The sequence below is a fragment of the Mycobacterium sp. 4D054 genome, assembly GCF_052245755.1.
Lineage (GTDB): Bacteria > Actinomycetota > Actinomycetes > Mycobacteriales > Mycobacteriaceae > Mycobacterium.
Genome location: NZ_JBQQCF010000084.1, coordinates 1 through 10,297, shown reverse-complemented (window position 1 = coordinate 10,297; position 10,297 = coordinate 1). Strand labels below are relative to the sequence as shown.

The 10,297-nt window shown below is 67.1% G+C and carries 14 protein-coding genes and 1 pseudogene; 4 read left to right on the top strand and 11 right to left on the bottom strand.

All coding sequences use genetic code 11. The annotated features are described in order from the left end of the window. Positions 1 to 128: 128 nt before the first annotated feature. From ACTWP6_RS29085 to ACTWP6_RS29075, 3 genes and pseudogenes are all read right to left on the bottom strand, one after another. Positions 129 to 500 (bottom strand): annotated as a pseudogene (locus ACTWP6_RS29085) (HD domain-containing phosphohydrolase); the annotation flags it as partial. 32 nt (positions 501 to 532) lie between these two features. Next, the gene (locus ACTWP6_RS29080; RefSeq protein ID WP_443189494.1) at positions 533 to 1,279 is read right to left on the bottom strand and encodes a hypothetical protein; all 747 of its coding nucleotides are present in this window, start codon (positions 1,277 to 1,279) and stop codon (positions 533 to 535) included. A gap of 133 nt (positions 1,280 to 1,412) precedes the next feature. Further along, positions 1,413 to 2,153 carry a TetR/AcrR family transcriptional regulator gene (locus ACTWP6_RS29075; RefSeq protein WP_260751330.1) on the bottom strand — a complete coding sequence of 247 codons (741 nt, stop codon included), beginning with the start codon at positions 2,151 to 2,153 and terminating at the stop codon, positions 1,413 to 1,415. 163 nt (positions 2,154 to 2,316) lie between these two features. Here ACTWP6_RS29075 and ACTWP6_RS29070 point away from each other — a divergent pair, with 163 nt between their 5' ends. Genes ACTWP6_RS29070 through ACTWP6_RS29060 form a run of 3 tightly spaced genes read left to right on the top strand, consistent with a single transcriptional unit; the run spans position 2,317 to position 4,526 of the window. After that, complete coding sequence (locus ACTWP6_RS29070) at positions 2,317 to 3,498, top strand: geranylgeranyl reductase family protein (RefSeq protein ID WP_260751329.1); 1,182 nt, start codon at positions 2,317 to 2,319, stop codon at positions 3,496 to 3,498. 28 nt (positions 3,499 to 3,526) lie between these two features. Continuing rightward, the gene (locus ACTWP6_RS29065) at positions 3,527 to 4,075 is read left to right on the top strand and encodes a hypothetical protein (RefSeq protein ID WP_260751328.1); all 549 of its coding nucleotides are present in this window, start codon (positions 3,527 to 3,529) and stop codon (positions 4,073 to 4,075) included. A 34-nt stretch (positions 4,076 to 4,109) separates the two neighbouring features. Then, entirely contained in the window at positions 4,110 to 4,526 is a 417-nt protein-coding gene (locus ACTWP6_RS29060; RefSeq protein ID WP_260751327.1) for a VOC family protein, read from the top strand. A gap of 3 nt (positions 4,527 to 4,529) precedes the next feature. Here ACTWP6_RS29060 and ACTWP6_RS29055 read toward each other — a convergent pair whose 3' ends face one another. The 7 genes from ACTWP6_RS29055 to ACTWP6_RS29025 all read right to left on the bottom strand — a co-directional run bounded on the left by ACTWP6_RS29055 (position 4,530) and on the right by ACTWP6_RS29025 (position 9,136). Continuing rightward, positions 4,530 to 4,862, bottom strand: coding sequence for a cupin (locus tag ACTWP6_RS29055; protein WP_260751326.1), 333 nt, complete (start codon positions 4,860 to 4,862; stop codon positions 4,530 to 4,532). Between the two features lie 3 nt (positions 4,863 to 4,865). Then, on the bottom strand, positions 4,866 to 5,564 hold the full coding sequence (locus tag ACTWP6_RS29050) for a helix-turn-helix transcriptional regulator (RefSeq protein WP_260751325.1): 699 nt from the start codon (positions 5,562 to 5,564) through the stop codon (positions 4,866 to 4,868). Positions 5,565 to 5,576: 12 nt separating this feature from the next. Next, positions 5,577 to 6,377, bottom strand: a complete 801-nt coding sequence (locus ACTWP6_RS29045) for a class I SAM-dependent methyltransferase (RefSeq protein ID WP_260751324.1) — start codon at positions 6,375 to 6,377, stop codon at positions 5,577 to 5,579. Beyond that, positions 6,370 to 7,152 (bottom strand): ABC transporter permease, encoded by a 783-nt coding sequence (locus tag ACTWP6_RS29040; protein WP_260751323.1) that lies wholly within the window; start codon positions 7,150 to 7,152, stop codon positions 6,370 to 6,372. Before ACTWP6_RS29040 ends, ACTWP6_RS29045 begins: the two co-directional genes overlap by 8 nt. Then, positions 7,149 to 7,850: an ABC transporter ATP-binding protein gene (locus ACTWP6_RS29035; RefSeq protein WP_260751322.1), complete on the bottom strand. Its 702-nt coding sequence runs from the start codon at positions 7,848 to 7,850 to the stop codon at positions 7,149 to 7,151. The genes ACTWP6_RS29040 and ACTWP6_RS29035 overlap by 4 nt, the downstream gene beginning before the upstream one ends. Then, positions 7,847 to 8,296, bottom strand: a complete 450-nt coding sequence (locus ACTWP6_RS29030) for a hypothetical protein (protein ID WP_396885454.1) — start codon at positions 8,294 to 8,296, stop codon at positions 7,847 to 7,849. The genes ACTWP6_RS29035 and ACTWP6_RS29030 overlap by 4 nt, the downstream gene beginning before the upstream one ends. A gap of 135 nt (positions 8,297 to 8,431) precedes the next feature. Then, positions 8,432 to 9,136 carry a LysR substrate-binding domain-containing protein gene (locus ACTWP6_RS29025; RefSeq protein ID WP_260751320.1) on the bottom strand — a complete coding sequence of 235 codons (705 nt, stop codon included), beginning with the start codon at positions 9,134 to 9,136 and terminating at the stop codon, positions 8,432 to 8,434. Between the two features lie 41 nt (positions 9,137 to 9,177). On the opposite strand from ACTWP6_RS29025, the gene ACTWP6_RS29020 reads away from it, so the two are divergent. Continuing rightward, a complete protein-coding gene (locus tag ACTWP6_RS29020) occupies positions 9,178 to 9,558 on the top strand; it encodes a DUF5997 family protein (RefSeq protein ID WP_260751319.1) in 381 nt (126 codons plus the stop codon). A gap of 82 nt (positions 9,559 to 9,640) precedes the next feature. Here the strand turns inward: ACTWP6_RS29020 and ACTWP6_RS29015 are convergent, their stop codons facing one another. Then, the gene (locus ACTWP6_RS29015; RefSeq protein WP_260751318.1) at positions 9,641 to 9,805 is read right to left on the bottom strand and encodes a hypothetical protein; all 165 of its coding nucleotides are present in this window, start codon (positions 9,803 to 9,805) and stop codon (positions 9,641 to 9,643) included. Positions 9,806 to 10,297 lie beyond the last annotated feature (492 nt).

Sequence of the window (10,297 nt, the reverse complement as noted above, 5' to 3'; positions counted from 1 at the left end):
CAGCAAATCACGCGCCGTCAACGACACCCCGACCGAACAGGAGGCCACCCCCGCGGCACTGACCGCCTGAACCATTAACTCGAAGAATCACACGACAGCGTCGTACACCACGCCCATGGACTTGACCTTGCCATGACGCTCAATCGGTGCAGCAGCGGCTGTCCCCGGCCGGTGTTGGCGAGTAGGAACCGCAGGTACGGCAGACCCGACCAGTCGACGAGGTAGGAGTCATGCCGCACGGCGATGTCGTCACCGAACCAGCGTGCGTACTCGTGCGAATCGGCGTGACATCCGATCCACATGAGCAACGCGATGTAGTAGCAGCAGTCGCGCTCGGCGCGGTCCAATCCCAGCCGGTCGGCGATCCGGGTGGCGATGACCGCCGACCGCAGCATGTGCTCGGCCGGCTGCCCGAGCCCGAGGTCGATGGCAATGGACAGCGCCGCCAGCAGTTCGGCTCTGCTGGGCGATCGGGCCGGATGCTCGGCCGGCGGCGCCATCCGCTGATTCTGCCTGTTCACGCTCGCACTGGTCAGCCGAACGCCACGGTGCGCTCGGCGGCCCGATGCCGATCGGCGTCGAAGTTCTCGAAGTGGCCGGACCCGATCACGCCGATGCCGCGCTGCGGAAGCCGGAAGTCCCCGAGCCGGGCCTGGCGCAACAACGGGCCGATCGGACCGAGGTCCTGACCGCGCAGCATCGCCTCAGACGCGCTGACAGCCCACACCGTTCTCGGGGCGACCATGTAGCGCTGGCCGTTGGCGGCGGTGCCGGTGAGCCGGATGTCGCCCACCCCGAGGGTGGGGCCGGCGATCCGGCTGATCAGCGACAGCGTCGACGGATTGGTCCACGCCGACTCCGGCAGCCGCCCGCCGATGGACGTCATCAGCCGGGTGGCCCAGGTGTTGCGCATCTCGACCGTCCATCGGAGCAGTCCGGGGATCTCGATGCGCACCGACCACGGCGACTCCCAGGTCAGGCCGATGTCGCACTGCACGGGATCGTTGGGGGTTGCCGAGCTGAAGTACCGCGCGCAACTCTGCTGGCCGGGTGTGGTGGCGTAGAAGGTCCACGTGCATGCCGGGTCTCGGTGCCAGACGGAGACGTAGGCGGGTACGAAAGTCGTTGCGGGGAACTGTCGCAACGCCAGGTAGTGGCCGTTCGAGAAGGGCAGCCCCATGATGCCGAACCCGACGAAGCGTTCGTCGTCTCCGGCGGGAAGGACGGGATGTGCGGTAACGGCCGCGGCGGCGGCCCGGGGGGTGAGGTAGGTGTTCATGCCTGTAGATCGTCGGCGCGCGCCCGTCGCGCCACATGAGGCATCTGCCTCAATTTCCGGACCCGCCGAAACTGCATTCCGCGCGGCGGTTCGCGCGAAAAGTGCACGTGGAACGCGATCTCGGCGAAGAGGGTCAGGCGACCTCTTCGCGGCGTTTGACGCCCTCGTGCAGCGGCACGTCAGGGTCGATCTTGATGCCCAGCACCTCGCAGGTGCCGTTGATGGAGCCGACCATGATGGTGGTCAGGTAGTCGACGAACTTCTCCGACGGCAGCCGCCGCGGACTGTCGCGCTCGGGGCCCAACCACCAGTCGGTGGCCGAAGCCGCCGCCCCGAAGGTCGCGAACCCGGCGAGTTCGAAGGCCGCGTAGTCGAGCTCCATGTCGCTGAGCTCGTTGTTGAACATGTCGGCCATCGCCAATGTGATGTCGCGGCCCTCGTTGAGTGCGCGCATCGCCGACTCGCTCTGCTCGGCGAAGCGGCCCTGCATCAGGAAACGGATGACGTTGGGGTGCTCGTCGACCAGTCGGACGTATTGCTCGATGGCCCGGTACACCACGGTGCGCGCGGCATCGGTGGAGAGGTTGATCGACGGGAAGATCGCCGCCCACAGCATGTCCCGCATGCGCTGACCGATCGCTTGGAACAGGTCGGACTTGTCGGTGAAGTGGCGGTAGATCTTGGGTTTGGCGGTGCCGGCCTCTTCGGCGATCTCGCGCAGCGAGACCTCGGGTCCCAGCCGGTCGATGGCCCGGAACGCGGCGTCGACGATCTCCGAACGCACCTTCTTGCGGTGCTCACGCCAGCGTTCGCTGCGGGCGTCCACCTTGGCACCCGGCTCTTCGGAGGAACGCGTCCTCGACCCTCGTCGCACGCGATCACTGTACCCGCCCCAGCGTTGCTGACCTGCTAAGACCGCGTGACGTCACACTCGGCTCACCGTCATGACCCGGTGTGGCCAGGCGAATTCGCCCGCCGCGCACATACAGGGAGTTTGGGTACTATCTCCAGCGACAGCCGCTCGACGAGAGAGATTCATGACGCAGCGATACGACGTGGTCATCGCAGGTGGAGGACCCTCCGGGTCAGCCGCCGCGTGGCAGGCGGCGCAGACCGGTGCCAAGGTAGTGGTACTGGACAAGGCACAGTTTCCCCGCTCCAAGCCCTGCGGTGACGGTCTGACCGCCCGTGCGGTCAGCTACCTGCAGAAGATGGGCCTGGCCGACGAGGTCGCCACCTATCACCGGGTGAACCGGGTCACGGTGTTCAGCCCGAGCCGCTGGGAGCTGTCGTTCCCCAAACGTCCCGGCATGCCCGACCACGGTCACACCGTGAGCCGGGAACACCTCGACACCGTGCTGCTCAAGCACGCGGAGTCGGCCGGGGCCGAGATCCGGCAGGGCGCCGAGGTCGCCGGGCCGGAGTTCGACGCCACCGGACGGGTGATCGGTGTGGTGCTCAAGAGCGGCGAGAAGGTGTACGGCGACGCGGTGATCGCCGCCGACGGCGCCTACTCCCCCATCAAGCGGGCGCTGAAGATCGACTCCGAGTACAACGGCTACTCCGCGATCGCGATCCGCTCAGAGATGCCGGCCAACCGCCCGGACTCCGATTCGCTGGACATCTACCTGAAGCTGATGTTCCAGGGCGACCAGTTGCCCGGATACGGCTGGGTGTTCCCGATGGGCAACGGACTCTTCAACATCGGGCTGGGCTACGTCAACAGCTACAAGAACTGGCAGTCGATCAATGCCACGCAGTTCCTCGGCGACTTCCTGCGCACGCTGCCGCGCGAGTGGGATCTGCCGCCGATCGAGGAGCTCAAGAAGAACAAGAGCGTGCGCGCGTGGCGGTTGCCGATGGGCTTCACCGCGTGGCCGCCGTGGCGTCCCGGCGTGCTGTTCACCGGTGACTCGTTGGGGGCGGGCAAGCCGGCCTCCGGCGCGGGCATCTCCAAGGCGCTCGAATCCGGTTTGGCCGCAGGCGAATGCGCGGTGGCGGCGCTGACCAACGGCGGTCCCGACGACTTCACCAACTACGCGCAGCGCATGGAGGCTGCGTGGGGCAGGGAGTATCGGCGCGGCCGCTACATGCACAAGTTGATCGGACAGCCCAAGCTGGCCAACGCCGGCGTGAAGCTCATCGACAACGCGGCGTTCCGTGACCGAATGCTCAAGGCGCTGTACAAGAAGGCCCAGGGTCCGCAGCACAGCTTCTGAATCGGCACGTCCTGTGTACGAAGCCGCGGTGACCCTCGGAGCCGAGGCTGCTCGGCGCCTCGACGCAGCAGGCACCGTGACGATCGAGCGTGGCATGTCCGACGACGAATTGGACCGTGTCGAGCACGAGGTGGGTGTCGAGTTCGCCGACGATCACCGCGCGTTCCTGGCGGCAGGACTGCCCACGGGCGGGTCGTGGCCGAACTGGCGCGCCGAAGGCCGCAGAAGTCTGACCAGACGGCTGCAACTGCCCATCGTGGGCGTGCTGTTCGCCGTCGAGTGGGATCGGTTCTGGTATGACGGCTGGGGTCGGCGGCCGGCGCAGACGAAGCACGCGCTGCGCACCGCGCGCTACCACCTGGAGCGTGCGCCGATGCTGGTGCCGATCTGTTCTCACCACTACCTGCCGGCCGGCCATGGATTGTCCGGGCATCCGGTGCTGTCGGTGGTGCGCACCGATGTCGTCATCCGCGGCGCGAACCTTGCCGACTACGTCTCCGCCGAGTTCGGGACGGTCGAGCCGGACGCGAGGCAGGCAGCAGTGACCGTCGAGTTCTGGTCGACGCTGTTGGGCTGAGTGAGATGTCGCCGCCGCGGGCTACCGTGCGTTCATGGAGCAACGCATCAGCCTGATCACCCTCGGCGTCGACGACCTCGTCCGTGCGCGTCGGTTCTACGAACAGGGTCTGGGCTGGGTGCCGAAGGCCGCTCCGGACGGCGTCGTGTTCTATCAGCTGCCCGGCCTCGCGTTCGCGTTGTTCGGACGGGCCGACCTCGCCGCGGATGCGCACCATCCTGTCGACGGCCGGTTCAGCGGTATCACCATCGCGATCAATCAGCGCACCGAAGCCGATGTCGACGCGGTGCTCGCCCAGGCGCACGCCGCGGGGGCGACAATCCTCAAGGCCGCCGAACGGGTGTTCTGGGGCGGTTACTCGGGTTACTTCGCCGATCCGGACGGCCACGTCTGGGAGGTCGCACTGAACCCGGAGTGGACCATCAACGACGACGGCACCTTGTCGATCTGAGGGTCAGATCCCGGTGACGACGGTCAGGAGGATCACGGAATCCTCCAGCGCGGCAAGGTTGTGCCGTTCCGAGGGGATGATCAGGTACTCACCCTCGCCGAGTTCGGCCGATGCGCTCGACGTATTGAGGCGAACCCGGCCGTGTAGCACCAGAAGTGTTGCCTCACCCGGGCTTTCGTGATCGTCGAGGCGCTGATCGGCCAGCAGCGCGATCGCGGTCTGGCGCAACTTGTGTTCGTGCCCGCCGTACACGGTGTGCGCGGCCCGGCCCGCGCGCGCATTGCGAGCAGCCTCGAGCTGTTCGGCTGCGGTCTCTTTCAGGGACACCACGTCCATGACTCACACTCCTTCACTGTCGTCCGCCACCACACGTGTAGGGCGGAGCACCAATCCGACTTCGCACGAACCCCCATGGGGATCCGGTGTCACCGCCACACCGTAGCGGCCGCCGACCGCGTCGGCGTTGAGGTCGATCACCTCTTGGATCAATCCCTGCTGGATACCGCGAACCACCTCGGGTGCGGTCTTGGCGACCTCAGCGAGGGGGCAGGTGCACAGTTGCACCGTCACCTCACCGAAGGACGACATCACCGAACGCACCTGGAAACCCAACTCGGTCAGCGTCGCCACGACGAGGTCTCCGACCGAGGTCTCGTCGCGGGCCCTGGCCAGCCGCACGCGGTGCGCCAGGTCTGCCCCGATGCGGCGTGCTCGCGTTTCCCGCTCCTCGGCGGTGCCACCGAGATGCGTCGCGAACAGCGACACGATGTCGGCGTAGTCGAGTCGTGGCGCCGGCTCGTAGGTCAGCTTGGGCCGCCCGGCTCCCGATTTGCGACTGCCCGCGCGCCGCACGAACCCCTGGGCTTCCAGTGTCGACAGGTGGAACCGCGCTGTGGTGATGTGGATCTGCAGCAGATCGGCGACACCCTGGGCATCGACCGGACCGTCGGCTTCCCGTAACAGACCCAGCACCCTGTGGCGCTGGCGGCCCGCTGCGCGGTCCCGCGTCTCGCCGGCGGCGCTGCTCACCACTGCCATGAGTCAAGTGTGTCATTGCCCAGGTACGACGCCGACGACCGCAACGGCGGTCAGCGAGTGCCGGTACCGCTGGAAGGTCTTGCGCATGCCGATGACCCTCCGACGTGCCGCAGGACGCCGGATCAAGTTGCCCACGATGCGCAGCGCACCGAGGGGTCCTTCGTCGGCGAGCACGCGTGCCGGGTTGAGCAGCGCCATCGGCGCGTGGTCGACGCGCGAGATCTCGAAGCCCGCGTCGGTGAGCAACGTGGTCCACTCGGCAGTGGTCAGCGGGCGGGCATTGACCTTGATGGCCCGCGACATGTCGCGGCGGATGTCGTCCTTGATGTCCTGGGACAGGCCGTCGGGGGTCAGCCCCAACTCGTGGATCGCGTAACGGCCGCCCGGCCGCAGCACACGGAACGCTTCGCCGATGATGGCACGCTTCGCCTTGTCGCCCTGCATGGTGAGCATGGCCTCGCCGACCACCACGTCAGCGCTGGCCTTGGGCAACCCGGTCGACACCGCGTCGGCGACGACCACCGTGCCACCGACCGGGGCGACGATGGAGCGCACCTGTTCGGTCGCCGCGGCGGTGTCGTCGACGCCGACGTAGGAGTGCGGTTTCCGGGCGACGATGTCGGTCGCCGTGCGGCCGAGTCCAGGCCCGAGCTCGACGACGTCTGCGCCCTCGATACGCGCGGCCGAAAGCAGACGCGTCGTCAGCTCCAGCCCGCCCGGGCGCAACACTCTCTTGCCCAGTCGGGCCAGCAGCCAGTGGCCGGGAAGGTCGGCGTCACCCCGCTCGGCGAGCGGGAGAGGTGAATCAGCCATGGCGGACAGTCCTTTCGACAGCGGCGACCAGGAAGATCGCCGTGGACAGTGAACACACGTAGAGCAGAGCGGCGTTCTGGCTCCACGGAGGAATGAGCACCGCGTCCTGGCCGGTGGCGTAGACGCCGTTGAGAACCGGCATGAACCGCTGCAGGAACGCGCCACTGGGGAGATATCCCGCGGCGGATTCAACCGCGTACACCCACAACAGGATCACCGCCGCGGAGCCGAGCGGCGACCGGGTCAGCGCGCCGACGCCGATACCGGCGCCGGCGGCGAAGAAACTCAGCAGCGGCACGGTCCACAGCAGCCGCTGTGCCACCGGATCGGTCGCCGACACCGATCCGTAGACGTGCGGCGAGGCCACCGGCAGTAACAGGAGCACCGCGAGAAGCGTGAGGGCGGCGGCCGCAGCGCCGAGCGTGCCGTAGAACCACCACCGGCCTGCCAGTACCGGCCACTGGCGGTGAGCCGCCAGGCGAACGTATTCCCCAGTGTGGTAACGACTCTCGCAGGCCTGCCCGTCGGAGGCGGCCACTGCCACCACCGCGGTGGTGACGGTGATCACCCAATAGGCCGCGTTGGAGGTCGGCACCTGCAGGACCGAGATCTGCCCCGGTATGCGCGCGAAGGTCTCGGCGGCGATCGCGATCGCGAACGTGATCACCGCCGGCAGCACCACCGCGGCAGGGATCAGGACCGTCCACAGCCGACTCCGGCCGCCCGTCCGGACCATCTCGGCGCGCGCACCGCGCACCACTGGTGCCACGCTCATGCGTACATCGCCGCATCGAGCAGTGCCGATTCCAACCAATCGCGCGGTTCGTAGCCGGTGGGTATGACGTCATCGAGGGCACCGTGTACTCGCGGACGGCCGCTGTCGAGCAGCAGCACGTGATCGGCGGACAGCACGACTTCGGCGAGCAGATGCGTCGCTACGACCACCGCACACCCGTCGTCGGAGAGTCGTCGGAGAAGCCCACGGAACCAGACGATCCCGGGGACGTCGAGGCCGTTGAGCGGTTCGTCGAACAGCAACGCCCGTGGCCGGCACAACAGCGCGCCCGCGATGGACAGCCGCTGCCTGGCGCCCAGCGACAGCGCGCCGATCCGCTCCCGGCGCTGCGTATAAAGCCCGGTTTCCTCCAGAACGTCGGTGACCCTGTCCGCCGCAGCACCGGCGAGCGCAGCCAGCCACCTGAGGTGCCGCACGACCGTCTGGCGCGGATCGAGCGCGCCGGGGCCGAGGTGAACACCGACCTGGTCGGGGTCCCCGTTGGGCGGGCGACCGTTCACCGTGACGGTGCCGCGGTCCGGGCGATCCAGTCCCGCGATCAGCCGCAGAAGCGTGGTCTTGCCTGCTCCATTGAGGCCCAGCAGTGCCGTCACCGTACCTGCCGGAAGCTCGACGGAGACGCCGTCGAGCACCAGTGTGGAGCCGAAACTCTTGGCGAGAAACGATGTTTCGATCATTCGAAGTTGCACGGGACCGGCAGGCCGATCGTCTTGATGCCGTTGCACAGTGATTTGCTCGCCAGCTTCCACCGGCCGTCGATACGCCGCCATTCGGCGACGACCTGCACGGTCGGCGCACCCTGCCGACTCGCGTTGATCACCGCGGTGTGCCTGTCCGGCTCGTGGGTCTCGGGGCCGGTGACCATGCTCGACCCTCTGGGCGGCCGAAAGAAGCCGACGCGGTAGATCATCTTCGGCACCACGACGGCGCGCGAACCGCCCTCCAGTTGCGCGGCCTTGACGTCATCCGGGGCGGGCGAGGCGACCAGGAGACGAATCTGTGCGTCGAGTTCTGCCAGCGAGGGCACCTCGGAGATGATCGCGAAGTCATCTGCTGCCATCGGGTCGGCGTGAACCGCGGGATCGGCAGTCGCAGCGGGCGCTGTGACCGTCGCCAACGCCATGGCGACCGAGGCCGTCACCGCCGCCTGGGTCGCGCGTAGCCGTCGGGCCATGTCTCACCCCTAATTAACCGGAAAACTTTCCGCTTAATGTAGGAGCACACGCCGATAGAGGCAAGCCTTACCTTGGACCATGGGTCAGCGACGGCCGCGCCCGGGCTTGCGCGTGACTTTCCCCGCGGCGGCGCGGGCTGCCTGTTTGGCCAGCGTCTTCTCCCGCGCCGTCCGCTTGCGCTCCGGTGCGGCCTGCCCGCGGGACGAGCCGGGTTTGCGACCGCGCACGATCCCGATGAACTCCTCGAGGATTTCCGACTGTGGTCCCTCGGGGAAGGCGAGCGCCACCGAGCAGGTCGGAGCGCCGACCACGGGTCGATACGTGAGGTCCTTGCGGTGATGCAGCCGGGCCAGCGACTGAGGCAGGAGGAGCACCCCGAGCCCAGCTGCGACGAGTTCCGTTGCCGCTTCGGTGGTTTTGGGCCGATGCTCGACGGGGTCACCGGGCGCGTGCGGCCAGTCCACGACGGTGTCCAGCGGAGTCAGGATGGCTTCGTCGAGCAACTCACCCGGGTCGACCTCGTTGGCCGCGGTCAGCACGTGCTCGACCGGCACCACCACGACCGTCGTCTCTTCGTACAGCGGGATGACGGCGAGACCCGAAAGGTCGGCGGGCAATCGCAGCACCGCGACGTCGACGCTGCCGTCTCGGACCGCGGCGACGGCGTCGGCGGCGGTGACACTGCGCAGGTGCAGCGGCACCTCCGGGTGGCGGTCCGTCCAGGTTCGCGCCCATTTTCCCGGCGTCGCACCCGGGACGTATCCGAGGGTCAGCGAGGGCCGGGTCACCGCATCAGGCTACCGGCGGGTGTCGTCGTTAAGCTCTAGCCATGAGCAGGCCGAACGCGCAGTCCATGAAGCCCGCGACCGCGGCGAAGAAGCTGGACGTCTACCTGCCCGCGACGCCCGAGGACTTCCAGCAGAATCCGATCACCCGCGCCGAGCTGGCCGCGCTGCAGGACGACCCGCCGCAGTGGCTGACCGATCTGCGCAAGAACGGGCCGCACCCGAAGAACCTCGTCGCTGCCAAGCTCGGCGTCTCGATCGCGGCGTTGGCCCGCAACGACGTCGACGGTGCGCTCACCACCGAGCAGATCAACGCCCTGCTCGAAGAGAAGCCCGAATGGCTGACGGCCGAACGCGAGAGCTACCAGGCGGTGCTCCGCGAGCAACGTCGCCTCAAGTCTCTACGAGCGGAACGCGACAGCTGAGCCGCCGCCGACTTTGGGCCTTATGCGCGCATGATCACCAGATCGCGTATCTAAGGCCCACAGTCAGGCGCTGGCGCCTTGCTTAAAGGCCGAACAGATCGTTGAGCCGATCAAAAAACCGGTCAATGCGCTGCTCGAACCAAGTGCCGTTCACCCACTTCTTCCAGGCATAGATCGCCGCGAAAATCACCAGCACGATCCCGAATACCAGCACGATGATCAGGACAACTTCGGCCGTGGTCGACACCAAGGAGCCTTTTGGCTCACAAACCCATCCGAGACGCTGTCAGAGCGGCTAGGGATGGACAAGTACAGGCTGAACCATCAAGCTACGTTCACGCCAGCAGTCAAAGTTTGTCAGTCATCACATGTTGACGCTTCCTGCGGCATATGCGTAGCCAGCCAATTTGCCGCCCCAACGTACGTGGTTCCACAGACGAACTCAGCGTTATCGAGCGCGGCGCTAGCCCGCGCTTCGATATGGGTTCGGCGCACAGTCATCTGCAGAAATACCTGCCTCAGCCGCGGCTTCACGTGTCAGGACCCCTGTCGAGGCGTCGCCGTTAGGCAAGCGATTCCATCCACGATCGAGATTGCCGGTTCTGTAAGCATTGAGGTTCCCCAGAAGTAGTGGACATCTGAGATAGCGGGACGGTGGTCCCGTGGAAGGATGTTCGTATGTCTGGTCGTCGGCGTTCGTTTACCCCGGAGTATCGGGTGGAGGCCGCGCATCGGGTGA

Coding starts and splice junctions, on each gene's coding strand:
- ACTWP6_RS29045 (WP_260751324.1), bottom strand. CDS start 6,377: ATGGCTGATTCACCTCTCCCGCTCGCCGAGCGGGGTGACGCCGACCTT.
- ACTWP6_RS29020 (WP_260751319.1), top strand. CDS start 9,178: ATGAGCAGGCCGAACGCGCAGTCCATGAAGCCCGCGACCGCGGCGAAG.
- ACTWP6_RS29055 (WP_260751326.1), bottom strand. CDS start 4,862: ATGGACGTGGTGTCCCTGAAAGAGACCGCAGCCGAACAGCTCGAGGCT.
- ACTWP6_RS29080 (WP_443189494.1), bottom strand. CDS start 1,279: ATGAACACCTACCTCACCCCCCGGGCCGCCGCCGCGGCCGTTACCGCA.
- ACTWP6_RS29060 (WP_260751327.1), top strand. CDS start 4,110: ATGGAGCAACGCATCAGCCTGATCACCCTCGGCGTCGACGACCTCGTC.
- ACTWP6_RS29070 (WP_260751329.1), top strand. CDS start 2,317: ATGACGCAGCGATACGACGTGGTCATCGCAGGTGGAGGACCCTCCGGG.
- ACTWP6_RS29040 (WP_260751323.1), bottom strand. CDS start 7,152: ATGAGCGTGGCACCAGTGGTGCGCGGTGCGCGCGCCGAGATGGTCCGG.
- ACTWP6_RS29035 (WP_260751322.1), bottom strand. CDS start 7,850: ATGATCGAAACATCGTTTCTCGCCAAGAGTTTCGGCTCCACACTGGTG.
- ACTWP6_RS29030 (WP_396885454.1), bottom strand. CDS start 8,296: ATGGCGTTGGCGACGGTCACAGCGCCCGCTGCGACTGCCGATCCCGCG.
- ACTWP6_RS29050 (WP_260751325.1), bottom strand. CDS start 5,564: ATGGCAGTGGTGAGCAGCGCCGCCGGCGAGACGCGGGACCGCGCAGCG.